This window comes from Streptomyces sp. NPDC056479, from assembly GCF_042795335.1.
Classification (GTDB): Bacteria; Actinomycetota; Actinomycetes; order Streptomycetales; family Streptomycetaceae; genus Streptomyces.
This window is the reverse complement of sequence record NZ_JBHTRZ010000003.1, coordinates 367568-393915: the sequence shown is the minus strand read 5'-3', so window position 1 is coordinate 393915 and position 26348 is coordinate 367568. Positions and strand designations below refer to the sequence as shown.

The window sequence follows — 26348 nt, the reverse complement described above, 5'->3', positions numbered from 1 at the left end:
TCCCCCTCAGCCCCAACTCCTCTCACTTCAGCGGAAGTTGTTCCCCCCCATGGCTGTCACGTCCACCTCCCCCTCCGTTCCACCGCACCCCCACCCCGCCCTGAACGCCGCGCTGGACCCCACGGCACGCGCGTGGCTGGACGGGAGCGCCGCCGAGATCGCCGTCGAACCCGCCGCCGTACGGCGTCTCTTCCCCGCCGCACGACGGCGCTGCGGGCACGGCCGCCTCACCGAGCACTGGTCCGTGGACGAGGCCGCCCGCGCCGTCCTGCTCACCGCGCTGCCCCTGCGCGGCCCTACCCTGGCCGAGGAGGTCACCCGTCTGCATCGGCACGGCGACCCGGCCGAACAGCGTGCGGTCCTTCGGACCCTGCCGCTGCTCGACCTCGGCGACCTCGCCCTCCCCCTCGTACGAGAGGCCCTGCGCGGCAACGACACGACCCTGATCGAGGCCGCCCTCGGCCCGTACGCCGCCGCGCACCTCCCCGACGCCGAGTACCGCCAGGCCGTACTGAAGTGCGTCTTCTGCGAGATCCCGCTCGACCGCGTCAGCGGCCTCGGCACCCGCGCGGACCGTGAACTGGCCCGGATGCTCGCCGACTTCGCCCACGAGCGGATCGTCGCGGGACGTGACGTACCCCAGGACATCCGGTCCGTCGTCCGCGCCTTCCCGGACGTCATCGACGCCGAACTCGCGCCCGAACTCACCGACGCACTCACGGACGTACTCAAGGAAGAGGGCTGACCGTGCGCATCTTCGACCCCCATATCCACATGACCTCCCGGACGACCGACGACTACGAGGCGATGTACGCCGCCGGGGTGCGCGCCGTCGTCGAACCCGCCTTCTGGCTGGGCCAGCCCCGCACCTCGCCGGAGAGCTTCTACGACTACTTCGACGGACTGCTGGGCTGGGAGCCGTACCGCGCCGCCCAGTTCGGCATCCAGCACTTCTGCACGATCGCGCTCAACCCGAAGGAGGCGAACGACCCCCGCTGCGTCCCGGTCCTCGACGAACTGGACCGCTACCTCGCCAAGGACCGGGTCGTCGCCGTCGGCGAGATCGGCTACGACTCGATGACCCCGCAGGAGGACGAGGCGCTCGCCCTTCAGCTACGGCTCGCCATCGAGCACGAGCTGCCCGCCCTCGTGCACACCCCGCACCGCGACAAGGCCGCCGGGACGCGTCGCACTCTGGACGTCGTACGGGAGTCGGGCATCGCCCCCGAACTCGTCGTCCTCGACCACCTCAACGAGCTCACCGTCGGCATGGTCCTCGACAGCGGCTGCTGGGCCGGGTTCTCGGTCTACCCGAGGACCAAGATGAGCGAGGACCGGATGGTCGAGATCCTCAAGGAGCACGGGACGGAGCGGGTACTGGTCAACTCCGCCGCCGACTGGGGGCGTTCGGATCCGCTGAAGACGCGGAAGACCGCCGACGCCATGCTCCCCGCGGGGTTCGACGAGGACGACGTCGACAAGGTGCTGTGGCGCAACCCCGTCGCCTTCTACGGCCAGAGCGGACGCCTGGAGCTGGAGGAGCCCAAGCCGGACGAAGAGGCCACCTTCCAGGGCAACTCCATACGTCGCGGGGGAGCGTGAGGGTCCGATGCGCTTTCTGCACCCCGACGGCACCACCGTCCACCTCGGCTACTGCAGCAACGTCCACCAGGCCGAGGACCTGGAGGGGGTGATCGCCCAGCTCGCCGAGTACGCCGAACCCGTACGCGAGCGCCTCGGGGCCGGCCGGCTCGGTATCGGGCTGTGGCTGGCCCGTCCCGTGGTCACCGAACTCGCCGGCGACGAAGCCGCGTCGGCACGGCTGAAGACCGAGCTGCGGGCGCGCGGCCTGGAGACCGTCACCCTCAACGCCTTCCCCTACGCGGGATTCCACCGCGAGGTCGTCAAGAAGGACGTGTACCTGCCCGACTGGGCCGACGAGGCGCGGCTGCGATACACCCTGGACTGCGCCCGCGTCCTCGCCGTCCTGCTCCCGGACGACGTCGGCCACGGCAGCGTCTCCACCCTGCCGCTCGCCTGGCGCACCCCGTGGCACCGCGCCTGCGCCGACGAGGCCCGCCATGCCCTGGACCGGCTCGCCACCGGGCTCGCCGCGCTCGAATCGTGGACGGGCCGCCGTATCCGCGTCGGCTTCGAACCGGAACCGGGGTGCGTCGTCGAGACCACCACCCAGGCGGTACGGGAACTGGGCGGGCTGGACCCCGACCGGCTCGGCGTCTGCCTCGACGCCTGCCATCTCGCCGTCCAGTTCGAGCAGCCCGCCGAGGCCCTGCGCCGGCTGGCGGAGGCCGGGCTGCCCGTGGTCAAACTCCAGGCGTCCTGCGCCGTGGAGGCCGCGAACCCGGCCGATCCCGCCGCCCGAACGGCCCTGCACCGGCTCGCCGAACCCCGGTTCCTGCACCAGACCCGCACGGTGACCGACGGAGACGTCCTTGGCGTGGACGATCTGCCCGACGCCCTCGACGGCGGCCTCCCCAACGCCGACGGCCCCTGGCGCGTCCACTTCCACGCCCCGCTGCACACCCGGCCCGAACCCCCGCTACGTACGACCGCCGACCAGCTCGACCAGGTCCTCGCGGGGCTGCTGGGCGGCGCGTCGGCCGACTGCGACCACATCGAGGTCGAGACCTACACCTGGTCCGTCCTGCCCGAACCGCCCACCGACCTTCCCGGCGGCATCGCCGCCGAACTCGCCTGGGCCCGCGACCGGTTGACCGGCCTCGGCCTCAAGGAGGACCCCTCATGAACCGCGTGGTCGTACTCGACATCGTCGGCCTGACCCCGAAGCTCCTGAAGCACATGCCGGCCGTCGCCGCCCTCGGCGAACGCGGCTTCCAGGCCCGGCTCGACACCGTGCTGCCCGCCGTGACCTGCACCGTCCAGTCCACCCTTCTCACCGGCGAACCGCCCTCCACCCATGGCGCGGTGGCCAACGGCTGGTACTTCCGCGACCTCGGCGAAGTGATGCTGTGGCGCCAGCACAACGCGCTCGTCGGCGGCGAGAAGATCTGGGAGACGGCCCGCAGGACGAACCCGGACTACAAGGTCGCCAACATCTGCTGGTGGTACGCGATGGGCGCCGACGTCGACTGGACGGTCACCCCGCGCCCCGTCTACTACTCCGACGGCCGCAAGGAACCCGACTGCTACACCTGGCCGCCCTCCCTGCACGACGAACTCACCGACCGGCTCGGCCCGTTCCCCCTCTTCACCTACTGGGGCCCGAACGCGGGCATGCCCTCCACCCAGTGGATCCTCGCCGCCTCCCGCCAGATCTTCGACGAGCACCGCCCCGACCTCACCCTCGTCTACATCCCGCAGATGGACTACGAGCCCCAGCGCTCCGGCCCCGACTCGGACGCCACCCTCCGGGCCGCCCGCCGACTCGACGACGCCCTGCGCCCGTTGCTCGACCACTTCCTGCGCGAGGGCGCGACCGTCGTGGCACTCAGCGAGTACGGCATCGCGCCCGCCTCCCGCCCCGTCGACATCAACCGGGCGCTGCGCCGGGCGGGCCTGCTGGAGGTGTACACACAGGACGGCATGGAGTACCTCGACCCGTGGACCTCCCGCGCCTTCGCGGTGGCCGACCACCAGATCGCCCATGTGTACGTACGCGACCCGGCCGACACCGAGGCGGTCGCGAAGATCGTCACCGAACTGGGCGGCGTGGAGCGGGTGTTGGACGCCGACGGCAAGGCGGCGCACGGCCTGGACCACGAGCGCTCGGGCGAACTCGTCGCCGTGGCCGACCCCGACGCCTGGTTCACGTACTACTACTGGCTGGACGACGACCGCGCCCCCGACTTCGCCCGCCAGGTCGAGATCCACCGCAAGCCCGGCTACGACCCCGCCGAACTCCTCTACGACGACACGGTCCCGGGCGTGAAGCTGCGCGCCGTCGGCCAGGTCGCCCGCAAGAAGCTCGGCTTGCGCTACCGCCTCAGGACCGTCCCGCTCAACCCGTCCGGCGTCCGGGGCAGCCACGGCCGTCTGCCCGCCGACCCCGCCGACGGCCCCGTACTGCTGTGTTCGCAGCCGGACCCGGCACGGGAGGCCTACGCGGCCACGCAGGTCAAGTCCCTGCTGCTGGGCCTCGCGGGCCTGTCCACCGAAGGAACCGAGAAATGACGACCCACCCGCCGCTCCCCACGATCCGCCCCCTGCTCGACCCGGCACCCGAATACGCCAAGTGGCAGTCCGAGGAGCCGATCCGCCGGGTGACGATCTGGGGCGACAACAGCCCCTGGCTGATCACCGGCCACGAGGACGCCCGCACGGTCCTCGCGGACCCCCGCTTCAGCGCCGACGCCAACCACCCGGACTTCCCCCACACCCGCCCGGGCGCACCCCCGCAGGCCCCGGGCCTCTTCCACCAGATGGATCCGCCGGACCACACCCGGCTGCGGCGCATGCTCATCCCCGACTTCACCTTCCGGCGCATCGAGCAGATGGAGGGCGCGATCCAGCGGATCTGCGACGACCTGCTGGACGCGATGACGGACGGCGGCACGACGGAAGCCGACCTGGTGGCGTCGTACGCACTCCCGCTGCCCACCCTGGCCATCTGCGAACTGCTCGGCGTCCCCTACGACGACCACGGCTTCTTCCGCGAGAAGTCCAACGCCCTCACCAGCGTCGCCGGCGACCCGGCCGAGGCGATGAGCGCCCGCATGGCGCTCTACGGCTATCTGCGCGCCCTCATCGAGCGACGCGCCGAGGAACCCGCCGACGACCTGATCTCCCGGCTGGCCACGGAGCGGGTGGCGACCCGGCGAGGCCGGCCTCGACGAGGCCACCGGCATGGTCTCCCTGCTGCTGCTGGCGGGTCATGAGACGACGGCGAACATGTTCCCGCTGGCCGTGATCGCCCTGCTGCACAACCCCGCCCAACTCGACGCCCTGCGCGCCGACGACTCCCTGTGGCCCGGGGCGGTGGAGGAACTCCTGCGCCATCTGACCGTCATCCACTCGGGGATACGGCGGATCGCCATGGAGGACGTGGAGCTGTCCGGGGTCCGCATCCGCGCCGGGGAGGGCGTGGTGGTGGCGTTGCAGTCGGCCAACCGCGACCCCTCGACGTACTCCGACCCCGACTCCCTGGACGTCCGCCGCGATGCGTCCGGCCACCTGGCCTTCGGCCACGGACTGCACCAGTGCCTCGGCCAGTCCCTGGCCCGCGCAGAGCTCCGGCTGGGCCTGGCCGCCCTGTTCCGCAGGCTGCCGACCCTGCGCCTGACGGTGCCGCCCGAGTCGCTCGCCCTCTCGACCAGCACGGTCCACGGAGTGCGCTCGCTGCCGGTCGCCTGGCGGTGACCTGCGGCGGCCCCCACCGCCTGCTATAGAGACAGTCATGACCACCATCAGACTCGTCCAGGGCGACATCACACGAGAGTCCGTGGACGCGATCGTGAACGCCGCCAACTCCTCCCTCCTCGGCGGGGGAGGAGTCGACGGCGCCATCCACCGCCGCGGCGGCTCCGCGATCCTCTCCGAGTGCCGTGAGCTGCGCGCCTCCCGGTACGGCAAGGGCCTGCCGACGGGGCAGGCGGTGGCCACGACGGCGGGGGACCTGGACGCGCGATGGGTGATCCATACGGTGGGCCCGGTCTGGTCCGCCTCCGAGGACCGCTCGGATCTGCTGGCCTCCTGCTACCGCGAGTCGCTGCGGATCGCCGACGAACTGGGCGCGCGGTCCGTCGCCTTCCCGGCCATCTCCACCGGCATCTACGGCTGGCCGATGGACGACGGCGCCCGGATCGCGGTGGCGACGGTACGGGCGGCGCGGACGTCGGTCGAGGAGGTCAGGTTCGTCCTCTTCGACCAGAGGGCGTACGAGGTGTTCGAGGAACAGGTCGGGTAGGGCTCAGCCGGAACAGGCCGTCAGGAACTCGACGAGCGCCGCGTTCACCTCGTCCGGGCGTTCCTGCTGGGTCCAGTGTCCGCAGCCGGCCAGCTCGACGGGCCTGCGCCACAGGTTGGGCATCAGGTCCGGGAGCCTCTCGATGAGTTCGGGAGTGCCGGGGAAGGCGGGGACGAGGTCCCGGTCGCCGTAGACGTACAGGGCGGGCGGGGTGACGACCGCGTTGTGCCAGGGCGCGGTCAGTTCCCAGTTGCGGTCGAGGTTGCGATACCAGTTGAGGGCCCCGGTGAAGCCCTGGGAGAAGCTCTCGGTGAGTGCGTCGAGGTCGTCCTCGGTGAACCAGTCGGGCAGCACCTCGGGGTCCGGCAGGGTGGCGAGCCAGCCGTGCTCGGGATCGATCAGCGGCTGCACGCCGGAGCCGGCGCCGGGGGCGTCGCCGGACGCCGCGTAGAAGAACTTCCGCAAGGTGGTGCGTGTGTTCTTCGCGAACTCGGCGTCGGCGACGCCGCGGCGGGCGAAGTAGTTCCAGTAGAACCGGCCGTCGAAGCGCTCCTCCATGGCGGCCAGCGGAGGCCGCGTCCCCCGGAACGGGGGCGGCACGCTCAGGCCCGCCACGCCACGCACCACGTCCGGTCGCAGCAGCGCGGTGTGCCAGGCGACCGGCGCACCCCAGTCGTGGCCGACGACGAATGCCTTCTCCTCGCCCAGGGCCTGGATGAGGCCGACGACATCGCCGACCAGATGGAGGATGGTGTACGCGTCGACGGCGTCGGGGCGGTCACTGCTTCCGTATCCGCGCTGGTCGGGGGCGACCACCCGGAAGCCCGCGTCGGCCAGCGGGCCGAACTGGCGGTGCCAGGAGTGCCATGACTCGGGGAAGCCGTGCAGGAGCAGCACCAGGGGGCCGTCGCCCTGCTCGGCGATGTGCAGCCGGACGCCGTTCGCCTCGACCGTTCGATGCTCAACCATGCCGACGAGCCTACGTGCCGTGATCCCCGGGCCGCGGCGCAGGTCCTGGTCGGTGCACCGCGGCGGGAACCGATCACCGCCCAGTGCCTACGGTGGATCCATGACACCACCCCTGGACGTGCTGATCGTGGGCGCCGGCCCCACCGGGCTCGCGCTCGCCGCTCAACTGCGGGCCTACGGAACCCGGTTCCGGATCGTCGACCGCTCCCTCGACCGGGTGCGCGAGTCCCGGGCGCTCGGCATCCAGCCCCGCACCCTGGAGGCACTCGCCGGATTCGGTGTGACCGAGGAGCTCCTGGCGCGCGGCAACCCCGCGGTGGGACTGCGGCTGCACTTGAGGCGGCGCACGGTGTCGGTGCCGCTGTTCGACATCGGCGCGACCGACACTCCGTACCCCTTCCTGCTGTTCCTCTCGCAGGCGGAGACGGAGAGCGTGCTCGGTGAGCACCTGGCCGCCCGGGACGTTACGGTCGAGCGCGGCACCGAGCTGGTGCGGCTGGAGCGGCAGGGGCCGTACGTCGACTGTCTGCTGCGGAGCCGTGACGGTGTGGAGGAGAGCGTGACGGCCCGTCATGTCGTGGGCTGCGACGGCGCGCACAGCACGGTGCGCACCCAGGCCGGTATCGGTTTCGAGGGGTACGCCTACCCGCAGACGTACCTGCTCGCCGACCTGGAGGTGGACGGGCTGGAGCCCGGTGCCGTGCACTCGTACATGACCGGGGGCGGGATGGTGTTCTTCTTCCCGCTCGGCTCGCCCGCCCCCTGGCGCATGCTCGCGATGCGGCCCTCCCGCGCCCCCGAGGAAAAGGTGACGGTGCCGATGCTGCAAGGGATCGCCGAACGGTACGGCGCGGAAGGCCTGGTCCTGCGGGATCCCGTCTGGATGACCGAGTTCCGGCTCCACAACCGGGGCGCCGCCCGCTATCGCTCCGGCCCCTTCTTCCTCGCCGGCGACGCGGCCCACATCCACAGCCCGGCCGGGGCACAGGGCATGAACACCGGTATCCAGGACGCCCTCAACCTGGGCTGGAAGCTCGCCCTCGTGTGCCGGGACGCCGCGCCGGAGGAGCTGCTGGAGACGTACGGGGCCGAGCGGGCCCCGGTCGGCCGCGCCGTACGGCGTTTCACCGACCGTGCCTTCGTCATCGGCACGAGCCCGAATCCCGTCCTCCGGTTCGCCCGCGAGCGCCTCGTTCCGCGTGTCGCCCCGCTGGTGAAGCATGCGACGACGCTCCGCCGCCGGGTCTTCCGCACCGTCTCCGAACTCGGCATCCACTACCGCCGCAGCCCCGCCTCCACGACGGGCACCCGCCCGCCCCGCCGCGGCCCACGCGCCGGCGACCGGCTGCCCGACCTGCCCCGCGGCCTCCAGGCACGGACCGCCGCCCCCGGCTGGCATCTGCTGCTCGCGGGCCCGCCGCACCTCTGGCCGGACGAGCGGCTCGCCCCGGTCCTGACCGGCCGGGCCGGTCTGATCACCGTGCACCGCCTCGGCGACCGGAGCCCCTGGCCGGGCGTCGCCCAGGGACTCGTACGGCCCGACGGCCACCTCGGCTATGTCGCCCGCGGCGCCGGACTCGACGGACTGCGGGCCTACACCGCCCGCTGGCTGCCGACCGGGCCCACCCGACACCCCGAGGTGAACGTCGACCGGCCTTGATCCGTACCTCCTTCGTGCAGCTACACCGAGGAAGCAGAGCAAGCACCGCTCTCGTCGCGCCGGCCTGTGGTCTGGTTCTCCTGCTCACCGCCACCGCGTGCGGCGGCGGTGACGACAAGGGAACCTCCGCGCAGAGCAGCCCGACGAACGTCTCCGCCACCGTGGCCGGCGTCGTGGCACCGGCGAAGGTCGAGGTGATCGCCGATCTGACCGGTTGCAAGGTCAAGATCAGGACCGACGCGGACGAACTGCGCGAGGGGGTCTGCCACACCAAGGAGGGCGACTACCTCATCACCACGTTCCCGGCGGAGAAGTACAAGCTGACCTGGCTGGACGCGGCCGCCGTCTACGGGGGCAAGTACCTCGTCGGCACCCGCTGGGTGGTCAGCGCCAAACCGGCCCTGCTGGAGAGGCTCCGGCCCGAACTGGGCGGGAACGTCCAGCAGTTGCGGGGTGTGGGGCCGACTCCGGGTCCGGACGCGTCGTGACGCAGGCGCCGCCGAGCCGGCGGCGCGGGCTCACTCGGTCGCGTCGCTGATGCCCAGCCGCAGATGCTCCACGTGGTAGACGGCCTGGTCGAGCAGCTCGGCGACATGGTGGTCGTGCAGCGCGTACACCACCGACCGGCCGCGCCGCTCGCCCACCACCAGGCCCAGATTGCGCAGCAGCCGCAGCTGGTGCGAGCAGGCGGACTGCTCCATGCCCACCTCGGCCGCCAACTCCGTGGCCGGCAGCGGCCCCTCGCGGAGCCGCGCCAGGATCAGCAGGCGGGAGGGCGTGGAGAGGGCCTGGAGGGTGGTGGCCACCTTGGCCGCGTTGGCCGCGTCCAGACGTACGCGCTCGGGGGCGTCCTGCGCGGCGGTGACGGCTCCATGACCCATGAGGGGTATCTTACCCATCGTACATGAACGCATGAATGATTGTTCATGTGAACGGTTTTCGTCCAGGGTGATCCGGCAGCTCCCAGGACAGACGAGGTTGATGTCGGATTCTCGCCAGCCCTTGCCGCTCCCGTGGCCGATGCTGGACGTATGCAGAAGGGGATGCACACCGACACGGAGCGCTGCGTGCGCGCCGTCCAGTCCAAGGACGCCCGCTTCGACGGATGGTTCTTCACGGCGGTCGTCACCACCGGGATCTACTGCCGGCCCAGCTGCCCGGTGGTCCCGCCCAAGCCGGAGAACATGCGGTTCCTCCCGAGCGCGGCCGCCTGCCAGCAGGCCGGATTCCGGGCCTGCAAGCGCTGCCGCCCGGACACCAGCCCCGGCTCCCCGGAGTGGAACCAGCGCGCCGACCTCGTCGCCCGCGCGATGCGGCTGATCGCCGACGGCGTCGTCGACCGCGAGGGCGTGCCCGGCCTCGCCGCCCGGCTCGGCTACAGCACCCGGCAGGTCGAACGCCAGCTCCTCGCCGAACTCGGCGCGGGCCCGCTGGCCCTGGCCCGCGCCCAGCGCGCCCAGGCGGCCCGCCTCCTCATCGAGACGACACCCCTGCCCATGGCCGACATCGCCTTCGCGGCCGGCTTCGCCTCCATCCGCACCTTCAACGACACCGTCCGCGAGGTCTTCGCCCTCGCGCCGACCGACCTGCGCTCCCGCGCACCCCGCATCACCCCGGGCAACACCGCCGGCGCGCTCACCCTGCGCCTGCCGTTCCGCGCCCCCCTCAACCCCGACAACCTCTTCGGCCACCTCGCGGCGACCGCCGTGCCCGGGGTCGAGGAGTGGCGGGACGGTGCGTACCGGCGCACGCTCAGGCTGCCGTACGGCCACGGCATCGTGAACCTGACCCCGCAGCCCGACCACATCGGCTGCCGGCTCACCCTCTCCGACCTGCGCGACCTGACCGTGGCGATCAGCCGGTGCCGACGGATGCTCGACCTGGACGCCGATCCGGTCGCGATCGACGACCAGTTGCGTACCGATCCGCTGCTCGCGCCGCTGGTCGACAAGGCGCCCGGCCGACGGGTGCCGCGCACGGTCGACGAGGCGGAGTTCGCCGTACGGGCCGTGCTCGGCCAGCAGGTCTCCACCGCCGCCGCGCGCACCCACGCGGCCCGACTGGTCACCGCCCACGGCGAGCGGATCGACGACCCCGAGGGCGGCCTCACCCACCTCTTCCCGTCCCCCGAGGCGCTGGCCTCGGTGGACCCGGAGTCACTGGCGATGCCCAGGACCCGCCGTACGACGTTCACGACGCTGGTCGGCCGGCTCGCCGACGGCGAGGTGCGCCTGGGACCCGACAGTGACTGGCCGGAAACCCGGGCCCGCCTCCTGACCCTCCCCGGCTTCGGCCCCTGGACGGTCGACGTCATCGCGATGCGCGCCCTCGGCGACCCCGACGCCTTCCTCCCCACCGACCTCGGAATCCGCCGCGCCGCCCAGGAGTTGGGCCTGCCGTCCACTCCGGCGGCCCTCACGGCCCGCGCGGCGGCCTGGCGCCCCTGGCGGGCGTACGCCGTGCAGTACCTGTGGGCGACGGACAGCCACCCGATCAACTTCCTCCCCGTGTAGCCCGTGTAACGCGTGCAACCGTGTTACCCATGTAAGGAAATCCAGTGAAGCAGCACACCGTCATCGACAGCCCGTACGGCCCGCTCACCCTCGTCGCCGAGGGCGGCGTCCTGAGCGGCCTCTACATGACCGATCAACGCCACCGTCCACCCGAGGAATCCTTCGGCACCCGCGACGAGTCCCTCTTCGGAGCGGCCGAGGAGCAGCTGAAGGCCTATTTCGCGGGTGAGTTGAAGGAGTTCACGCTCGAACTGAGCCTGGGCGGAACGCCCTTCCAGCGCCGCGTCTGGGAACAGCTGCGCAAGATCCCGTACGGCGAGACCCGCTCCTACGGCCAACTCGCCGACGCCCTGGGCAACTCCGGCGCCTCACGCGCGGTCGGCCTCGCCAACGGCAAGAACCCGATCGGCATCATCGTCCCCTGCCATCGCGTGGTCGGCGCGAGCGGAAGCCTCACCGGCTACGGCGGCGGCCTGGACCGCAAACAGCGGCTGCTGGACTTCGAGAGCGGAACGGCGCTGTTCTGAGACCGGCCGGCTCAGCCGGCCGCCCGCTCCGCCGCGCCGCGCTCCACACAGAACTCGTTGCCCTCCGGATCGGCCAGGACCGCCCAGCCCGTGCCGTCCGCGTTGCGGCGGTCGTCGACCAGGGTGGCGCCGAGGGCGAGAACCCGCTCGACCTCCTGGTCCCGGGTGAGGTCCTGCGGCTGAAGGTCCAGATGCACGCGGTTCTTGACGGTCTTCGCCTCCGGGACGGTGACGAACAGCAGCCCCGCTGCCTCGATCAGCACCTCCTCGTCGCCCGGCTCGTCGTCCTCGTGCACGGGCAAGTCGAGCACCTGGGACCAGAAGCCGGCGAGGCGGTAGGCGTCGGAGGAGTCGATCGTCGTATGGCGTATCCGAGAGGTCATGATCGTATTCTGGGTCACCCGCCGAGCCCGCGCAGCGGCTTTTTCGGCGCGGCCGTGACCTGTATGGCCCACGCGGCGCTTCCTCCCGAGTGACCCCGGTGGCGTGGGTCCCGCGCACGCTGGTGTCTGTACGAAGGAGAAGCAGGCAGAAGGCGAGGGCCCATGGCGCGGAAGTACAAGCACCTCGCGACACCCTGGGCCGCCGGGGTGGCCGGGGTGGTGTTCGCGGTCCTGATGGCCACGGCGATCGTTCTGGTGCGGATCGCTCTGCCCGACGGCGCCGGCGCGGACGACGTGACCCTCGACGCCGGACAGCGGAGCGCCGTGCGGACCGCGCTGGAACTGCTCCCGTTCGCCGGGATCGCGTTCCTGTGGTTCATGGGCGCCCTGCGCGAGCAGGTCGGCGAGGGCGAGGACCGGTTCGTCTCCACCGTGTTCCTGGGCAGCGGCCTGGTCTTCGTGGCCACCCTGTTCGGCGCCGCCGCGGCAGCGGGAACCGTGCTCGACGAGAGCCGGCAGCAGGGCGCTCCCTTCGGCCGCGACTTCGCCTACGCCCTGCTGACCACGTACGCCATGCGGATGGCGGCGGTGTTCATCATCACGACCTCGACCATCGGCCGCCGGCTCGGCGCCCTGCCGCGCCCGCTCGTCGTCCTCGGCTATCTGGCCGGCCTGACGCTGCTCGTGGTGGGAGCGGACGTGCCCTGGTCCGAACTGGTCTTCCCGGCCTGGGCGCTGCTCCTCAGCCTGCACATCCTGTGGGCACGCCGTCGTGCCGCGGCACGGCCCGCCGCCCCGGCCTGATCCGGCCGCACCGCTCACCCGAACGGTCTCCCTCTCGTCGTCGCATCCCCTCCGGCCACCGAGAGTGGTCGATGGAGGGTTGACCGGGCCATTGGAAGGACCGATCCCGTGGTGAGGATTGCCGTCGATCTCAACCGCTGCCAGGGATATGCGCAGTGCGCGTTCCTCGCCCCGGAGGTCTTCGCCATGCACGGCGAGGAGGCGCTGCTGTACGACCCCGAGGTCGACGAGACACAGCGCGAGAAGCTGGCCCAGGCGGCCGCGGCCTGCCCCGTCCAGGCCATCCTCGTCGATGCCGTGGACGTACCGGCCGAGGCGGTGTCCGGTGCCCGGTGACGGATCCTTGGAACGGCTCAGGCGCGAGGGCCGCATCGTCGTCGTCGGCGCCTCGCTGGCCGGCCTGCGGGCCGCCGAGACCCTGCGGGCCAAGGGCTTCGCGGGGTCACTGACCATGATCGGCGACGAGCCCAGCGAGCCGTACGACCGGCCCCCGCTGTCCAAGCAGGTGCTGCTGGGCCGGGCGAGCGCCGAGCGCACCGCACTGCCCAGGCTCCGATCCGTCGACGCGACCTGGCGGCTCGGTGTCGCGGCCACCGGACTGGACATGGCCGCCCGGCGGGTGCGGCTGGCCGACGGCGACGAGGTGCCGTACGACAGGCTGCTGATCGCCACCGGGGTCAGGGCGCGACCGTGGCCGCAGGAGGCTGAGGCGGAACTCGACGGCGTCTTCTGCCTGCGCACCTGCGACGACAGCGCCGCGCTCGCCCGGCGTCTCGCGGCGGGACCCAGGCGGGTCCTGGTCATCGGGGCCGGGTTCACCGGGTCGGAGATCGCCTCCGCCTGCCGAGAGCGCGGCCTGCCCGTCACGGTCGCGGAACGCGGTGGGGCGCCACTCGTCGGGGCGCTCGGTGGCGTGGTCGGGGCGGTCGCCGCCGAGATGCAGCGCGAGCACGGTGTGGACCTGCTGTGCGGGGTCACGGTCACCGCTCTGGAGGGCGACGCCTCGGGGCGGGTACGCGCGGCGCATCTGTCCGACGGCTCCACCGTGGAGAGCGACGTGGTGATCGTTTCACTCGGCGCCACCCGCAACACCGAATGGCTCGCCGGGTCCGGACTCGGGGCCGGCCCCCGCGGCATCGCCTGCGACGCCGGCTGCCGCGCCTTCGACATCCGCGGAATCGTCACCGATGACATCTACGCGGCCGGCGATGTCGCCCGCTGTCCGCACCCCCTGTTCGGCTACCAGTTCCTGGCCCTGGAGCACTGGGGCAACGCCGTCACCCAGGCCGGGATCGCGGCGCACAACATGCTCAGCCGGAGCACCGACCGGATCCCTCACATGGAGGTGCCGTCGTTCTGGTCCGCGCAGTTCGGAGTCAACATCAAGTCGGTCGGGGTGCCGTCGATGGGGACGGAGATCCTCATCTCGCAGGGCTCACTCGAGCGCCGCCGGTTCATCGGCGTCTACGGATACCAGGGGCGCGTCATCGGCGCGGTCGCCTTCGACCAGGGCCGGTGGCTGCCGTTCTACCAGGAGCTGATCGAGCGCACCACGCCGTTCCCGCTGCCGTTCCCCACGGTGGACCGGCCACCCGACGGACAGCGGCCCGTCGACGCGGACTTCCCCGACCCGTCGATTCCCACCCACGGCCCCACCGTGACCCTCAGCGGCTACTCGCCGGCCGACCGCCGGACGACGTTCACCCCCGCCCTCTGACCCGCACGGCCACGAGGACCCGCCATGAAGCCATCCCTGCTCCACCAGATCCTGGACCACGCCAACCGTGCCAACCCCTACCCGCTCTACGAGGAGCTGCGGAAGACGCCGGTCCACCACGAGAGCGACGGGCCCTACGTCGTCAGCACGTACTACGAGATCCGCAGTCTCCTGCACGATCCCCGGATCAGCTCCGACGCCCGCAACCTCGCCTCGAACGCCGCCGACCCGCTGGCCGAGGCGCCCCAGGAGGAGAGCGCCCTGCCGCCGGGCTTCCTGAAGCTCGACCCGCCGGAACACGACCGGCTGCGCCGCATGACGAACCGGCCCTTCGGCCCGCCGCACTCCCCTCACCGCATCGACGGGATGCGCCCCGAGCTTCACGACATCGTCGCCGGCCTCATCGACGGCATCGGCGACCCGGGCCGGATCGACCTCGTGGAGCAGTTCTCCTACCCCTTCCCGGTGACGGTGATCTGCCGGCTGCTCGGTGTACCGCGTGAGGACGAGCCGCGCTTCCACTCCTGGGCGGACACCCTCGCCGCGAGCCTGGACCCCGACCCGGACGCGGATTCCGCCGAGCGGGGCAAGGGTGCGCACGACGCCCGGATGCAGCTGGGCATGTACCTGGCCGGCCTGATCGAGGAGCGCCGCAAGAACCCCGCGGGCGACATGCTCTCCCAGCTGGCGACGGCCGAGGGCGAGGACGGCCCGATGACCACGATGGAACTGCTCAGCACCGCGGCGCTGCTGCTGATCGCGGGGCACGAGACCACGGTCAACCTCATCACCAACGGGATGCTGACCCTGCTGCGCAATCCCGACGTCCTTGAGCGGCTGCGGACCGAGCCGCGGCTGGCCGTCCCCGTCGTCGAGGAACTGCTGCGCTTCGAGCCGCCGGTGCAACTGGTGCCGCAGCGCACCACCCTCGCCGACATCGAGGTCCACGGCGTCACCATCCCCAAGGGCGCCACCCTGTGGCTGGTCCTGGCGTCGGGCAACCGCGATCCCCGGCGCTTCCAGAACCCGGACCGCTTCGACCCGGACCGCCCGGACATCCAGCACCTCGGCCTGGGCAGCGGCATCCACAGCTGCTTCGGCGCCCCGCTCGCCCGGCTGGAGGCCCAGCTCGCCCTGGCGGAGCTGGCCCGGAGACTGGACAACCCACGTCTGCTGGCGGACCCGCCCCCGTACCGGCAGAACGCCGTGCTGCGCGGTCCACGCCAGCTGCACATCGCCTGCGACGGCATCCGCCCCTAACCATGGCGGTGCCGGGTCAGTCCACTTGGCCGCTCATCATGCCGAGCCCCCGCAGCAGCTCCGGCAGTGCGGTGCCGATCGGTTCGCGGATCACCTCGTCGGCGCGTTCGTCGTACGGCGTCGGCTCGGCGTTGACGATGACGAGCCGGGCGCCGTGGTCGGCGGCGACGCCCGCGAGGCCGGCGGCGGGCTGCACCTGGAGGCTGCTGCCGACGGCGATGAACACCTGGCAGGCCTTGGTGATCGCGACCGCCTCGCCGAGGACCATCGGGTCGAGCCGCTCGCCGAACATGACCGTCGCCGACTTCAGGATCCCGCCGCACTCCAGGCACGGCGGATCGGCCTCGCCCGCCTCGACCCGGGCCAGGGCGTCCTCCATCGGACCGCGCGCATGGCACTTCGTGCACAGCACGCTCCGTGCGCTGCCGTGCAGTTCGAGGACCTTGCGTGCGGGCATCCCGGCGAGCTGGTGCAGCCCGTCCACGTTCTGCGTGATCACCCGCACCGGCACCCCGGAGCGCTCCAGCTCGGCCACCGCGCGGTGCGCCGCGTTCGGCTCGGCCTTGAGCGTGCGGTTATTGCGGCGCATCTGCCACGAGCGTCGCCGGATCTCCGGATCGCCCATGTAGTACTCGTACGTCACGAGCTTCTCGGCCTCCGGGTCCCGGCGCCACAGCCCGTTCGGCCCGCGGTAGTCGGGGATCCCGGAGTCCGTGCTGATACCGGCGCCGCTGAGGAGGGCGACGAGGGGCGGCTTGGTCATGGCACCGAGGGTAGGACGGGCGTGGTGGGAGCTGCGAACGGATATCCGAGCGCCGTGCCCGGCGGTTCGTCGCCTCAGCTCTCGTGGTCGTCGCCGTGGTCCGGCCGAGGCGGGCCGCACTCCCGCCCGTTCCGGAAACACCACGGTGCCCGGGAATTCCCGGCGCACCAAGGGGGACTCACACGCCGCCGGAGTTCACCCGGTGCCCGTTCTCCAGCTCCACCGTCCCGCCGCCGGCCGCGAGGACGTCCAGCGCGGCCAGGACACGGCGGCCCAGGGAGCCCGGCAGATGAGCGGTGAGCTCCTCGCGGGCGGCGAGCCGCCAGGACAGCAGCTCCTCCTCCTGCAACCGGATCGCCTTGAAGTCGTCCTCGCCGAGGACGCCACCGTCGTACAGATACGCCACCAGCGGCGGCCGCCCCGTCCCGTGCACCCAGTCCACGGCGAGCAGCGGGCCCAACTCCCGGTCCAGCCCGATCTCCTCGGCCGTCTCACGACGCGCGCCCTGCCGGGGCGTCTCACCGTCGTCCGACTCGACCGTACCGCCCGGCAGCGCCCACCCCTCACGGTAGTTGGGCTCCACGAGCAGCACCCGGCCCGCGCCGTCACGGAAGAGGGCGGCGGCACCGGCGAGGACGCGGGGGAGACCCGCGATGTACGCGGCGAAGTCTGGCGTGGAGGTCATGGAGTGAAGGGTAGCCAGAGTCCGTGACCGCCCCCTCGGTCAGACCTCGGCCTCCGCCAGCCGCACCGTCCGCTGCGCCAGCTCGCTGATCCGCACCCCGTCGAACCCGAACACCGCGCTGCGGACCGTGTCCTCCAGCGGCGCGGTCCACTGGTCCGGGATCGCCTCCGCCCCGGTCAGCACCCCGGCCACCGAACCGGCCGTCGCCCCGTTGGAGTCGGTGTCCAGGCCGCCGCGGACGGTGAGCGTGATGGTGCGGGTGAAGTCGCCGTCGCCGTAGAGCAGCCCGGCGGTGAGCACGGCCGCGTTCGGGATGGTGTGGATCCAGCCGAGCCCGGCGGTCTCCTCGGCGACCGTGGTGAGCGTGTCCTCCCAGGTCATCCGGGTGTCGTGGAGCGAGACGACGCGGCGTACGGTGCGGGCGAGGCGGCTGCTCGCCGGAATGACCGCGAGCGCCTCGTCGACCGCCTTGCGGATCGTGGGCGCCGTGAACGCCGCCGCGATCAGCGCCGCCGCCCACATCGCGCCGTACACACCGTTGCCGGTGTGCGTCAGCACCGCGTCCCGGCGGGCGAGGGAGGAGGCGCGGCGCGGGTGGCCCGGACAGGTCCAGCCGTAGATGTCGGCACGGATGAGAGCGCCGATCCACTCCTGGTACGGGTTGTCGTACGTGGCCGTGAGCGGCGGCTTCAGACCATTGGCGAGGTTGCGGTACGCCGCCCGCTCCGCGGTGAAGGTCTGCAGATACGGCAGCCGCAGCAGCCACAGGTCGCCGACCTGCTCGGTGCTGAAGCCGAAGCCGTGGGTCTCCAGCAGGTCGAGGCCGAGGATCGCGTAGTCGACGTCGTCGTCGCGGCAGCTGCCGTGGATGCGGCCCCGTACGCACTGGCGCCACTCGGGCCGCAGCTCGAAGCCGTCGGTCTCGTCCACGGGCTCCGGCAGATAGTCGGTGAGGGGCAGGGCCGCGGCCTGCCGCAGATAGCGGTCGATACGGTCCCGCGTCCACAGGTCGCCCTGCTCGACCGGCTTGCCGAGCATGTTGCCCGCGATCCGGCCCAGCCAGCCCCCGAGGACGCGGTCGGCGAGCTCTGGCTCAGTGCCCACAGGGGTCATAGGACCGGTTTACCCAATTCCGGGGGCTTCCGCTCGGGGTTCGGGAACCGGCCACAGGGAGTTCGCAGGGCACGCCCACGGGGTTCCTGCGGAGTTCTCAAGCACCGGTCAGCGCATGACGGCGGGGGTGGACTCCGGTTATGGTCGCAGCGGCGCGACTGGCCTTGACGTGCGCGAGGCCCGGAGAGCAAGGGGAAAACAGGTGACACAGCGCGTGCTCATCGCCGCGGACAAGTTCAAGGGGTCGCTGACGGCCGTGCAGGTCGCCGAGCGCGTGACCGCCGGTCTGCGCCGGGTCGTGCCGGGCCTCGAGGTGGAGGCCATGCCCGTGGCCGACGGCGGCGACGGGACGGTGGACGCGGCGGTCGCGGCCGGGTTCGAGCGGCGGGAGATCCGGGTCGCCGGGCCCCTCGGGCACGAGGTGACGGCGGCGTTCGCGCTGCGCGGCGACGCGGCGGTCGTGGAGATGGCGGAGGCGAGCGGCCTCCAGCGGCTGCCCGCGGGCGTCTTCGCGCCGCTCACGGCGTCCACCCACGGCTCCGGGGAGCTGCTGCGGGCCGCGTTGGACGCGGGTGCCCGCACGATCGTGTTCGGAGTCGGCGGCAGCGCGACGACGGACGGCGGCGCCGGCATGCTGACCGCGCTGGGCGCGCGCTTCCTGGACACGGACGGGGAGCCGGTGGCGCCGGGCGGCGGCGGCCTGGGCGACCTGGCCACGGCCGACCTCTCCGGCCTGGACCCGAGGCTGGCCTCCGTCGACCTGGTGCTCGCCAGCGACGTCGACAACCCGCTGACCGGGCCCCAGGGCGCGCCGGCGGTGTACGGCCCGCAGAAGGGGGCCTCGCCGGACGACGTGGAGACGCTGGACGCGGCGCTCGGGCACTTCGCGAAGGTGCTGGAGGAGTCGGTCGGCGCCGGTGCCGCCGAGCACGCCGCGGCACCCGGCGCGGGCGCGGCGGGCGGAATCGGCTACGGCGCCCTTCTCCTCGGTGCCCGCTTCCGCCCCGGCATCGAGGTCATGCTGGACGTCCTGGGCTTCGCGCCGGCACTGGAGCGGGCCACGCTGGTGATCACCGGCGAGGGCTCCCTCGACGAGCAGACCCTCCACGGCAAGGCTCCCGCGGGTGTCGCGGCGGCGGCCCGCGCGGCGGACAAGGAGGTCGTCGCGGTCTGCGGCCGCCTCGCCCTGGCACCGGAGGCGCTGGGCCGGGCCGGGATCCGTCGGGCGTATCCCCTGACGGAGGCCGAGCCGGATGTGGCGAAGTGCATCGCGGAGGCGGGCCCGATCCTGGAACGGGTGGCGGAGCGGATCGGCCGGGACTTCCTGACGTAGGGCCGGATTCTCCCGCCCCCGCCGCCCCTACCCGTCTCATCTTCCAGGGGCGCTGCCCCTTCGACCCCGCCAGGGGCTCCGCACCCTGGACCCCCGCTCCTCAAACGCCGGAAGGGCTGCATTTCAGCAGACGCCGGAGGGGCCGGTTTCATCTCACGCCGGGCAGGTTGATCTCTCAGCCCGTCCGGCGTTCGAGGACGAGGCCCCTTCAGGGCCGACAGCGGGGGTCTGGGGGCGGCAGCCCCCAGGGAGCGCCCGCCAAAGCGCCGAGTGCGGACAAAGCGAAGGGCCCCGAACCAACCCGGTCCGGGGCCCAAGCAAAGCGCAGCGTCACGGCTGGGCCGCCCGCGCCTCCCGCCGGTTGTCGCGGAAGTTGTTCACCCGGCGAGCCGTGGCGAACAGCGGGATCACCGCGCCCGTGACCAGCTGGAGCGCACAGCCCGTCTGGAGCAGCAGCTGACCGCTCGGGGCGTCGAACGCCCAGGCGGCGAGGAGGCCCATGCTGACCACGATCCAGCCGAGCATCGCCACCGCGAGACGGCCCCGGGGCTTGGGGTATTCGACGCGGCTCACCATCAGCCAAGCGGTACCGAGGATCGCCAGCAGCGTCGCCACGAAGGGCAGCTCCAGCAGAACGATCGAGACCACCGTCAGCGCGCCGAACGGCGAGGGCATGCCCTGGAACATGCCGTTCGGCGGCGTCACGCAGGAGAAGCGGGCCAGTCTCAGCACCACCGCCAGCAGAACCACGATCGCGCCGACCGCCGCCACCCGCTGGTGCGCGTCGTCGGCGACCATGCCGTAGACCAGGACGAAGTACGCCGGCGCCAGGCCGAAGCTGATCAGGTCGGACAGGTTGTCCAGCTCCGCGCCCATCGGGGAGGAGCGCAGCTTGCGCGCGACCAGGCCGTCGAACAGGTCGAAGACCGCCGCGCACAGCATCAGAATGACCGCCGTGGCCGCGCTGTGGCGGGCCATGCCGGTCTCCTGGCTACCGGTGAGGTGCGGGATCAGGATGCCGGTGGTGGTGAAGTACACCGCCATGAAGCCGCAGGTGGCGTTGCCGAGAGTGAGGGTGTCCGCTATCGACAGGCGGAGAGAGAGGGGCATCTCCTCCTCTTCGTCCACCTCTTCGGCCTCGGGCACCCAGCCCGGCTGAGTCTCAGGATCAATCACGGTCAATGCGAGTCACCCCAGCCACGGTCTTCTGCCCGACCTCGACCGCGACCTCCACGCCCTCGGGCAGGTAGATGTCGACACGCGAGCCGAAGCGGATCAGACCGATACGGTCGCCCTGCTCGACCTTCGTGCCCTGCGGGATGTAGGGGACGATGCGACGAGCCACCGCGCCCGCGATCTGGATCATCTCGATGTCACCGAGTTCGGTGTCGAAATGCCAGACTACGCGCTCGTTGTTCTCGCTCTCCTTGTTGAACGCCGGAACGAACCCGCCCGGGATGTGCTCCACGGAGGTCACCGTGCCGGACAGCGGCGCACGGTTGACGTGGACGTTCAGCGGGCTCATGAAGATCGCGACGCGGGTGCGGCCGTCCTTCCACGGCATGATGCTCTGCACCACACCGTCGGCGGGCGAGATGACCCGGCCCTGGGCGATCTCGCGCTCGGGGTCGCGGAAGAACCACAGCATGCCCGCCGCGAGAGCGGTGGCGGGCACGGCGACTGCCTTGGCGACGCCGGAGCGGCGAGCGCGCAGCAGGCTGACGGCTGCGGTGGCGACGGTCGGGAGAAGCCACGGCGATGCTCCGCGCGCGAGGCGTACGCCGCCGACCTGGCTGTCGCGTGGTGCAGAGGTTTGGCTGTGGGGCATGGATGACCTTCGTAGCGGATGATGCCGCGCGGTATCAGGGGACGGCGGCTTTCCCGGGATCGTACCGGTCGCGGGCCACAACTGGGCAAGCCAGGAAGACGAGTCGGCGGCTGAAGAGTGCTGACGGGGTGTGATCTTCTTCTCCAAGAAAACACCCCGTATCCGGATATTCAGCCCTGGAACCGATACTCTTCGAGCAGCCTGCGACCAATGATCATTTTTTGGATCTCGGCGGTACCTTCACCGATCAGCAGCATCGGAGCCTCACGGTAGAGGCGCTCGATCTCGTACTCCTTGGAGAAGCCGTAGCCGCCGTGGATCCGGAAGGCATCCTCCACGACCTCCTTGCAGTACTCGGAGGCGAGGTACTTCGCCATCCCAGCCTCAAGGTCGTTTCGTTCCCCGGAGTCCTTTTTGCGTGCCGCGTTCACCATCATGGCATGCGCGGCCTCGACCTTGGTAGCCATCTCGGCCAGCTTGAACTGGATGGCCTGGTGCTGGGCGATCGGCTTGCCGAAGGTGTGTCGCTGCTGGGCGTACTGGACACCGAGCTCGAAGGCACGCTGAGCGACGCCACAGCCACGCGCCGCCACATTGACGCGGCCGACCTCGACGCCGTCCATCATCTGGTAAAAACCTCGGCCGGTGACGCCGCCGAGCACCCGATTGGCCGGAATGCGCAGGCCGTCCATGATGAGCTCGGTCGTGTCGACGCCCTTGTAGCCCATCTTGTCGATCTTGCCGGGGATGGTGAGGCCGGGGCGGACCTCTCCGAAGCCGGGCTCCTTCTCGACGAGGAAGGTCGTCATCGACTTGTGGGGGGCGGTGCCCTCGGGGTGTCCTTCGTCACTTCGGACGAGAACGGCGACCAGACTTGACGTTCCACCGTTCGTCAGCCACATCTTCTGGCCGTTGAGGACGTACTCCTCGCCGTCCTTGACCGCCTTCGACGTGATGGCCGACACATCGGAGCCCAGGGCCGGCTCCGACATCGAGAAGGCGCCGCGAATGTCGCCGGCCGCCATCCTCGGCAGGAAGTGGTCCTTCTGCTCCTGCGTGCCGTGCTGCTTGAGCATGTACGCCACGATGAAGTGCGTGTTGATGATGCCGGACACCGACATCCAGCCGCGGGCGATCTCCTCGACGCACAGGGCGTAGGTGAGGAGCGACTCGCCCAGACCGCCGTACTCCTCGGGAATCATCAGGCCGAACAGGCCCAGTTCCTTGAGACCGTCGACGATCTGCTGCGGGTACTCGTCGCGGTGCTCCAGCTCGGTCGCGACCGGGATGATCTCCTTGTCCACGAAGTCGCGGACGGTGGAGAGGATCTCCTGCTGAATGTCGGTCAGACCTGCGGTCTGGGCGAGACGGGCCATGGCTTACTTCTCCTGCGACTTGAGCTCAGGGCGGCCGGGCTGCTCGCCGCCGCGCTCCTTGATGTACGTCTCGGTCGGCACCATCACCTTGCGGCGGAACACGCAGACCAGCGTGCCGTCCTGCTTGTAGCCCTTGGTCTCGACGTAGACGATCCCGCGGTCGTTCTTCGACTTCGACGGCCACTTGTCCAGCACGGTCGTCTGGCCGTAGATCGTGTCGCCGTGGAAGGTCGGCGCCACGTGCTTGAGCGACTCGATCTCCAGGTTGGCGATCGCCTTGCCGGAGATGTCCGGCACGGACATGCCGAGCAACAGGGAGTAGATGTAGTTCCCGACGACGACGTTCTTGCCGAAGTCCGTCGTCTTCTCCGCATAGTTCGTGTCCATGTGGAGCGGGTGGTGGTTCATGGTGAGGAGACAGAACAGGTGGTCGTCGTACTCGGTGACCGTCTTGCCGGGCCAGTGCTTGTACGTCGCCCCGACCTCGAACTCCTCGTAGGTGCGTCCGAACTGCATCGCGCTCAGGCCTCCGGGATCTCGAACTTCGACGTGCGCTGCATACCGGCGGCGCGTCCCTTGCCGGAGATGACCAGGGCCATCTTGCGGCTGGCCTCGTCGATCATCTCGTCGCCGATCATCGCGGAGCCCTTCATGCCGCCCGCCTCGGACGTGTAGTAGTCGTACGCGTCCAGGATCAGCTCGGCGTGGTCGTAGTCCTCCTGCGACGGCGAGAAGATCTCGTTGGACGCCTCGACCTGGCCCGGGTGCAGCACCCACTTGCCGTCGAAGCCGAGCGCCGCGGCGCGCTGGGCGACCTCGCGGTAGCCGTCGACGTTGCGGATCTGGAGGTAGGGGCCGTCGATCGCCTGGAGGTTGTTGGCGCGGGCCGCCATCAGGATCTTCATCAGGATGTAGTGGTAGGCGTCCGCCGGGTAGCCGGGCGGCTGCTCGCCCACGACCAGCGACTTCATGTTGATGGACGCCATGAAGTCGGCCGGGCCGAAGATGATGGTCTCGACGCGCTGGGACGCCGTCGCGATCTCGTTGACGTTGTTCAGGCCCTGGGCGTTCTCGATCTGCGCCTCGATGCCGATCTTGCCGACCTCGAAGCCCATCGTCTTCTCGATCTGGGTCAGCAGGAGGTCGAGGGCCACGACCTGCTGGGCCGTCTGCACCTTCGGCAGCATGATGCAGTCGAGGTTCTGGCCGGCACCCTCGACGACGGTCACGACGTCGCGGTACGTCCACTCGGTCGTCCAGTCGTTGACGCGCACGACCCTCGTCTTGCCCGTCCAGTCGCCCTCGTTGAGGAACTTGACGATGGTGTGCCGCGCCTCGGGCTTGGCCAGCGGCGCGCACGCGTCCTCAAGGTCGAGGAAGACCTGGTCAGCCGGCAGACCCTGCGCCTTTTCGAGGAAGCGCGGGTTCGAGCCCGGTACAGCCAGGCAGGAGCGCCGCGGGCGAAGGCGGTTGACGGTCGTCATGCGGGGACCTCCAGGGGGTCGAGCTTGTTCGCTTTCCGGATCTCGTCGACGATGCGGCCGATGATTCCGGTGATGTCGAAGTCCTTCGGGGTGAAGACGGCGGCCACTCCGGCGGCCCGGAGCTGCTCGGCGTCCCCATTCGGGATGATGCCACCGGCGATCACGGGTATATCTGTGGCACCGGCCACACGGAGCCGCTCCAGGACGTCCGGCACCAGCTGGGCGTGCGAACCGGAGAGGATCGACAGGCCCACCGCGTGCACGTCCTCCGCGAGGGCCGCGTCCACGATCTGCTCCGGCGTCAGCCGGATGCCCTGGTAGACCACCTCGAAGCCGGCGTCACGGGCCCGCACCGCTATCTGCTCGGCGCCGTTGGAGTGCCCGTCCAGGCCGGGCTTGCCGACCAGGAAGCGCAGCTTGCCGACGCCCATGTCCCTGGCGGTCAGGTCGACCTTGCGGCGGACGTCGGCCATGGCCGAGCCCTCCTCCGCCGGGACCGCCACCGGTGCCGAGGAGACACCGGTCGGCGCCCGGAACTCCCCGAACACCTCGCGCAGCGCCCCGGACCACTCGCCGGTCGTGACACCGGCGCGGGCGCACTCCAGGGTGGCCTCCATGAGGTTTCCGGTGCCCTTGGCGGCCTCCTTCAGCTTCTCCAGCGCCTTGCAGGGGCGAGGGTGGTTGAAGGGCGGCTGGTAGCGGGTGTCGCGCCAGTTCTCCAGGCCCGCGATCACCCGGGCCTCGACGGCCGGGTCCACCGTCTGGATCGCGGTGTCCAGGTCCGCCGTCAGCGGGTTGGGCTCGGTCGTCTCGAAGATGTTGACGCCGATGATCTTCTCCTGGCCGGACTCGATCCGGGCCCGGCGCTCGGCGTGCGAGGAGACGAGCTGCGACTTGAGGTAGCCCGACTCGACGGCGGCCATCGCGCCGCCCATCTCCTGGATCCGCTCGATCTCGGCGAGCGACTCCTCGACCAGCCCCGCGACCTTCGCCTCGATGACGTGCGAGCCGTCGAAGATGTCCGCGTACTCCAGCAGGTCGCTCTCGTGCGCCAGGACCTGCTGGATGCGCAGCGACCACTGCTGGTCCCAGGGCCGGGGCAGGCCCAGCGCCTCGTTCCAGGCCGGCAGCTGCACGGCACGCGCGCGTGCGTCCTTCGACAGGGTCACGGCCAGCATCTCGAGCACGATCCGCTGGACGTTGTTCTCCGGCTGCGCCTCGGTCAGACCGAGGGAGTTGACCTGGACGCCGTACCGGAAGCGGCGCTGCTTGGGGTTCTCGATGCCGTACCGCTCGCGCGTGACCTGGTCCCAGATCCGCCCGAACGCCCGCATCTTGCACATCTCCTCGATGAAGCGGACACCCGCGTTCACGAAGAAGGAGATACGGGCCACGACGTCCCCGAACTTCTCGGCGGGGACCTGCCCTGAGTCGCGTACGGCATCGAGAACCGCGATCGCGGTGGACATCGCGTACGCGATCTCCTGGACCGGCGTGGCGCCCGCCTCCTGCAGGTGGTAGCTGCAGATGTTGATCGGGTTCCACTTCGGGATGTGGGAGACCGTGTACGCGATCATGTCCGTCGTCAGCCGGAGTGAGGGCTCCGGCGGGAAGACATGGGTTCCCCGCGACAGGTATTCCTTGACGATGTCGTTCTGGGTCGTGCCCTGGAGCTTGGTGATGTCCGCACCCTGCTCCTCGGCGACGACCTGATAGAGCGCCAGCAGCCACATGGCGGTGGCGTTGATCGTCATCGAGGTGTTCATCTGCTCCAGGGGGATGTCCTGGAACAGCCGGCGCATGTCACCGAGATGGGCCACCGGTACGCCGACCCGGCCGACCTCGCCGCGGGCGAGGATGTGGTCGGAGTCGTAGCCGGTCTGCGTGGGCAGGTCGAACGCGACCGACAGGCCGGTCTGCCCCTTGGCGAGGTTGCGCCGGTACAGCTCGTTGGACGCCTCGGCCGTGGAGTGACCGGCATACGTGCGCATGAGCCACGGCCGGTCCTTCTCCCTTGCCCCGTCGGCGTTCTGACGCTCAGTCATCTAT

Annotated in this window: 28 protein-coding genes; 16 read left to right on the top strand and 12 right to left on the bottom strand. The window is 71.0% G+C overall.

The features are described from left to right. Window positions 1–49: 49 nt before the first annotated feature. The 7 genes from ACFQ6S_RS13315 to ACFQ6S_RS13285 are packed head-to-tail and all read left to right on the top strand — an operon-like array spanning window position 50 to window position 5884. The gene (locus ACFQ6S_RS13315; RefSeq protein WP_383407456.1) at window positions 50–745 is read left to right on the top strand and encodes an EboA domain-containing protein; all 696 of its coding nucleotides are present in this window, start codon (window positions 50–52) and stop codon (window positions 743–745) included. Between the two features lie 2 nt (window positions 746–747). Continuing rightward, complete coding sequence (locus ACFQ6S_RS13310) at window positions 748–1602, top strand: TatD family hydrolase (protein WP_383407453.1); 855 nt, start codon at window positions 748–750, stop codon at window positions 1600–1602. Between the two features lie 7 nt (window positions 1603–1609). Continuing rightward, entirely contained in the window at window positions 1610–2767 is a 1158-nt protein-coding gene (gene eboE / locus ACFQ6S_RS13305) for a metabolite traffic protein EboE (RefSeq protein ID WP_383407450.1), read from the top strand. Beyond that, entirely contained in the window at window positions 2764–4152 is a 1389-nt protein-coding gene (locus ACFQ6S_RS13300) for an alkaline phosphatase family protein (protein ID WP_383407447.1), read from the top strand. Before eboE ends, ACFQ6S_RS13300 begins: the two co-directional genes overlap by 4 nt. Continuing rightward, window positions 4149–4856 carry a hypothetical protein gene (locus ACFQ6S_RS13295; protein WP_383407444.1) on the top strand — a complete coding sequence of 236 codons (708 nt, stop codon included), beginning with the start codon at window positions 4149–4151 and terminating at the stop codon, window positions 4854–4856. Before ACFQ6S_RS13300 ends, ACFQ6S_RS13295 begins: the two co-directional genes overlap by 4 nt. Then, entirely contained in the window at window positions 4825–5337 is a 513-nt protein-coding gene (locus tag ACFQ6S_RS13290) for a cytochrome P450 (RefSeq protein WP_383407441.1), read from the top strand. The genes ACFQ6S_RS13295 and ACFQ6S_RS13290 overlap by 32 nt, the downstream gene beginning before the upstream one ends. 37 nt (window positions 5338–5374) lie before the next feature. Beyond that, a complete protein-coding gene (locus ACFQ6S_RS13285) occupies window positions 5375–5884 on the top strand; it encodes an O-acetyl-ADP-ribose deacetylase (RefSeq protein ID WP_383407438.1) in 510 nt (169 codons plus the stop codon). 3 nt (window positions 5885–5887) lie between these two features. Here ACFQ6S_RS13285 and ACFQ6S_RS13280 read toward each other — a convergent pair whose 3' ends face one another. Then, the gene (locus tag ACFQ6S_RS13280; RefSeq protein ID WP_383407435.1) at window positions 5888–6853 is read right to left on the bottom strand and encodes an alpha/beta fold hydrolase; all 966 of its coding nucleotides are present in this window, start codon (window positions 6851–6853) and stop codon (window positions 5888–5890) included. A 100-nt stretch (window positions 6854–6953) separates the two neighbouring features. Here ACFQ6S_RS13280 and ACFQ6S_RS13275 point away from each other — a divergent pair, with 100 nt between their 5' ends. Together ACFQ6S_RS13275 and ACFQ6S_RS13270 are read left to right on the top strand one after the other, a co-directional pair. Further along, window positions 6954–8513: an FAD-dependent monooxygenase gene (locus tag ACFQ6S_RS13275; RefSeq protein ID WP_383407433.1), complete on the top strand. Its 1560-nt coding sequence runs from the start codon at window positions 6954–6956 to the stop codon at window positions 8511–8513. Continuing rightward, window positions 8510–9001, top strand: coding sequence for a hypothetical protein (locus ACFQ6S_RS13270; RefSeq protein WP_383407430.1), 492 nt, complete (start codon window positions 8510–8512; stop codon window positions 8999–9001). Before ACFQ6S_RS13275 ends, ACFQ6S_RS13270 begins: the two co-directional genes overlap by 4 nt. A 30-nt stretch (window positions 9002–9031) precedes the next feature. Here the strand turns inward: ACFQ6S_RS13270 and ACFQ6S_RS13265 are convergent, their stop codons facing one another. After that, window positions 9032–9394: an ArsR/SmtB family transcription factor gene (locus ACFQ6S_RS13265; RefSeq protein ID WP_383407427.1), complete on the bottom strand. Its 363-nt coding sequence runs from the start codon at window positions 9392–9394 to the stop codon at window positions 9032–9034. A 162-nt stretch (window positions 9395–9556) separates the two neighbouring features. Here ACFQ6S_RS13265 and ACFQ6S_RS13260 point away from each other — a divergent pair, with 162 nt between their 5' ends. Next, window positions 9557–11026: a DNA-3-methyladenine glycosylase 2 family protein gene (locus ACFQ6S_RS13260; RefSeq protein ID WP_383409248.1), complete on the top strand. Its 1470-nt coding sequence runs from the start codon at window positions 9557–9559 to the stop codon at window positions 11024–11026. 44 nt (window positions 11027–11070) lie between these two features. Beyond that, window positions 11071–11553, top strand: coding sequence for a methylated-DNA--[protein]-cysteine S-methyltransferase (locus ACFQ6S_RS13255; RefSeq protein WP_383407424.1), 483 nt, complete (start codon window positions 11071–11073; stop codon window positions 11551–11553). A gap of 11 nt (window positions 11554–11564) precedes the next feature. On the opposite strand, the gene ACFQ6S_RS13250 is transcribed toward ACFQ6S_RS13255, so the two are convergent. Further along, window positions 11565–11936 (bottom strand): VOC family protein, encoded by a 372-nt coding sequence (locus tag ACFQ6S_RS13250; RefSeq protein ID WP_383407422.1) that lies wholly within the window; start codon window positions 11934–11936, stop codon window positions 11565–11567. A 162-nt stretch (window positions 11937–12098) separates the two neighbouring features. On the opposite strand from ACFQ6S_RS13250, the gene ACFQ6S_RS13245 reads away from it, so the two are divergent. From ACFQ6S_RS13245 to ACFQ6S_RS13230, 4 genes are all read left to right on the top strand, one after another. Further along, window positions 12099–12740 carry a hypothetical protein gene (locus tag ACFQ6S_RS13245; protein ID WP_383407419.1) on the top strand — a complete coding sequence of 214 codons (642 nt, stop codon included), beginning with the start codon at window positions 12099–12101 and terminating at the stop codon, window positions 12738–12740. Window positions 12741–12851: 111 nt separating this feature from the next. Next, window positions 12852–13076 carry a ferredoxin gene (locus tag ACFQ6S_RS13240; RefSeq protein WP_383409246.1) on the top strand — a complete coding sequence of 75 codons (225 nt, stop codon included), beginning with the start codon at window positions 12852–12854 and terminating at the stop codon, window positions 13074–13076. Continuing rightward, window positions 13033–14457: an NAD(P)/FAD-dependent oxidoreductase gene (locus ACFQ6S_RS13235; protein ID WP_383407416.1), complete on the top strand. Its 1425-nt coding sequence runs from the start codon at window positions 13033–13035 to the stop codon at window positions 14455–14457. The genes ACFQ6S_RS13240 and ACFQ6S_RS13235 overlap by 44 nt, the downstream gene beginning before the upstream one ends. A gap of 24 nt (window positions 14458–14481) precedes the next feature. Further along, on the top strand, window positions 14482–15717 hold the full coding sequence (locus ACFQ6S_RS13230) for a cytochrome P450 (RefSeq protein ID WP_383407413.1): 1236 nt from the start codon (window positions 14482–14484) through the stop codon (window positions 15715–15717). A 16-nt stretch (window positions 15718–15733) separates the two neighbouring features. On the opposite strand, the gene ACFQ6S_RS13225 is transcribed toward ACFQ6S_RS13230, so the two are convergent. The 3 genes from ACFQ6S_RS13225 to ACFQ6S_RS13215 all read right to left on the bottom strand — a co-directional run bounded on the left by ACFQ6S_RS13225 (window position 15734) and on the right by ACFQ6S_RS13215 (window position 18278). Next, entirely contained in the window at window positions 15734–16480 is a 747-nt protein-coding gene (locus ACFQ6S_RS13225; protein ID WP_383407411.1) for an NAD-dependent deacetylase, read from the bottom strand. A 178-nt stretch (window positions 16481–16658) separates the two neighbouring features. Then, complete coding sequence (locus ACFQ6S_RS13220) at window positions 16659–17165, bottom strand: NUDIX domain-containing protein (protein ID WP_383407408.1); 507 nt, start codon at window positions 17163–17165, stop codon at window positions 16659–16661. Between the two features lie 39 nt (window positions 17166–17204). Continuing rightward, window positions 17205–18278 (bottom strand): ADP-ribosylglycohydrolase family protein, encoded by a 1074-nt coding sequence (locus ACFQ6S_RS13215; protein WP_383407405.1) that lies wholly within the window; start codon window positions 18276–18278, stop codon window positions 17205–17207. A 214-nt stretch (window positions 18279–18492) separates the two neighbouring features. Between ACFQ6S_RS13215 and ACFQ6S_RS13210 the strand changes: the two genes are divergently transcribed. After that, the gene (locus tag ACFQ6S_RS13210; RefSeq protein WP_383409243.1) at window positions 18493–19611 is read left to right on the top strand and encodes a glycerate kinase; all 1119 of its coding nucleotides are present in this window, start codon (window positions 18493–18495) and stop codon (window positions 19609–19611) included. Between the two features lie 330 nt (window positions 19612–19941). On the opposite strand, the gene pssA is transcribed toward ACFQ6S_RS13210, so the two are convergent. The 6 genes from pssA to ACFQ6S_RS13180 form a co-directional block, all read right to left on the bottom strand. Further along, window positions 19942–20793, bottom strand: a complete 852-nt coding sequence (pssA, locus tag ACFQ6S_RS13205; RefSeq protein ID WP_383407402.1) for a CDP-diacylglycerol--serine O-phosphatidyltransferase — start codon at window positions 20791–20793, stop codon at window positions 19942–19944. Then, window positions 20780–21439 carry a phosphatidylserine decarboxylase gene (locus ACFQ6S_RS13200; protein ID WP_003996602.1) on the bottom strand — a complete coding sequence of 220 codons (660 nt, stop codon included), beginning with the start codon at window positions 21437–21439 and terminating at the stop codon, window positions 20780–20782. Before ACFQ6S_RS13200 ends, pssA begins: the two co-directional genes overlap by 14 nt. 170 nt (window positions 21440–21609) lie before the next feature. Then, the gene (locus ACFQ6S_RS13195; protein ID WP_369173703.1) at window positions 21610–22815 is read right to left on the bottom strand and encodes an acyl-CoA dehydrogenase family protein; all 1206 of its coding nucleotides are present in this window, start codon (window positions 22813–22815) and stop codon (window positions 21610–21612) included. 3 nt (window positions 22816–22818) lie between these two features. Further along, window positions 22819–23331: a MaoC family dehydratase gene (locus ACFQ6S_RS13190; protein WP_093905754.1), complete on the bottom strand. Its 513-nt coding sequence runs from the start codon at window positions 23329–23331 to the stop codon at window positions 22819–22821. Between the two features lie 5 nt (window positions 23332–23336). After that, complete coding sequence (locus ACFQ6S_RS13185) at window positions 23337–24299, bottom strand: HpcH/HpaI aldolase/citrate lyase family protein (RefSeq protein WP_383407398.1); 963 nt, start codon at window positions 24297–24299, stop codon at window positions 23337–23339. After that, window positions 24296–26344 carry a protein meaA gene (locus ACFQ6S_RS13180; RefSeq protein ID WP_383407395.1) on the bottom strand — a complete coding sequence of 683 codons (2049 nt, stop codon included), beginning with the start codon at window positions 26342–26344 and terminating at the stop codon, window positions 24296–24298. The genes ACFQ6S_RS13185 and ACFQ6S_RS13180 overlap by 4 nt, the downstream gene beginning before the upstream one ends. Window positions 26345–26348: the final 4 nt, after the last annotated feature.

Coding starts and splice junctions, on each gene's coding strand:
- ACFQ6S_RS13315 (WP_383407456.1), top strand. CDS start 50: ATGGCTGTCACGTCCACCTCCCCCTCCGTTCCACCGCACCCCCACCCC.
- eboE (WP_383407450.1), top strand. CDS start 1,610: ATGCGCTTTCTGCACCCCGACGGCACCACCGTCCACCTCGGCTACTGC.
- ACFQ6S_RS13300 (WP_383407447.1), top strand. CDS start 2,764: ATGAACCGCGTGGTCGTACTCGACATCGTCGGCCTGACCCCGAAGCTC.
- ACFQ6S_RS13295 (WP_383407444.1), top strand. CDS start 4,149: ATGACGACCCACCCGCCGCTCCCCACGATCCGCCCCCTGCTCGACCCG.
- ACFQ6S_RS13290 (WP_383407441.1), top strand. CDS start 4,825: ATGGTCTCCCTGCTGCTGCTGGCGGGTCATGAGACGACGGCGAACATG.
- ACFQ6S_RS13285 (WP_383407438.1), top strand. CDS start 5,375: ATGACCACCATCAGACTCGTCCAGGGCGACATCACACGAGAGTCCGTG.
- ACFQ6S_RS13280 (WP_383407435.1), bottom strand. CDS start 6,853: ATGGTTGAGCATCGAACGGTCGAGGCGAACGGCGTCCGGCTGCACATC.
- ACFQ6S_RS13275 (WP_383407433.1), top strand. CDS start 6,954: ATGACACCACCCCTGGACGTGCTGATCGTGGGCGCCGGCCCCACCGGG.
- ACFQ6S_RS13265 (WP_383407427.1), bottom strand. CDS start 9,394: ATGGGTCATGGAGCCGTCACCGCCGCGCAGGACGCCCCCGAGCGCGTA.
- ACFQ6S_RS13260 (WP_383409248.1), top strand. CDS start 9,557: ATGCACACCGACACGGAGCGCTGCGTGCGCGCCGTCCAGTCCAAGGAC.
- ACFQ6S_RS13250 (WP_383407422.1), bottom strand. CDS start 11,936: ATGACCTCTCGGATACGCCATACGACGATCGACTCCTCCGACGCCTAC.
- ACFQ6S_RS13245 (WP_383407419.1), top strand. CDS start 12,099: ATGGCGCGGAAGTACAAGCACCTCGCGACACCCTGGGCCGCCGGGGTG.
- ACFQ6S_RS13235 (WP_383407416.1), top strand. CDS start 13,033: ATGCCGTGGACGTACCGGCCGAGGCGGTGTCCGGTGCCCGGTGACGGA.
- ACFQ6S_RS13230 (WP_383407413.1), top strand. CDS start 14,482: ATGAAGCCATCCCTGCTCCACCAGATCCTGGACCACGCCAACCGTGCC.
- ACFQ6S_RS13225 (WP_383407411.1), bottom strand. CDS start 16,480: ATGACCAAGCCGCCCCTCGTCGCCCTCCTCAGCGGCGCCGGTATCAGC.
- ACFQ6S_RS13220 (WP_383407408.1), bottom strand. CDS start 17,165: ATGACCTCCACGCCAGACTTCGCCGCGTACATCGCGGGTCTCCCCCGC.
- ACFQ6S_RS13215 (WP_383407405.1), bottom strand. CDS start 18,278: ATGACCCCTGTGGGCACTGAGCCAGAGCTCGCCGACCGCGTCCTCGGG.
- ACFQ6S_RS13200 (WP_003996602.1), bottom strand. CDS start 21,439: ATGCCCCACAGCCAAACCTCTGCACCACGCGACAGCCAGGTCGGCGGC.
- ACFQ6S_RS13195 (WP_369173703.1), bottom strand. CDS start 22,815: ATGGCCCGTCTCGCCCAGACCGCAGGTCTGACCGACATTCAGCAGGAG.
- ACFQ6S_RS13190 (WP_093905754.1), bottom strand. CDS start 23,331: ATGCAGTTCGGACGCACCTACGAGGAGTTCGAGGTCGGGGCGACGTAC.
- ACFQ6S_RS13185 (WP_383407398.1), bottom strand. CDS start 24,299: ATGACGACCGTCAACCGCCTTCGCCCGCGGCGCTCCTGCCTGGCTGTA.
- ACFQ6S_RS13180 (WP_383407395.1), bottom strand. CDS start 26,344: ATGACTGAGCGTCAGAACGCCGACGGGGCAAGGGAGAAGGACCGGCCG.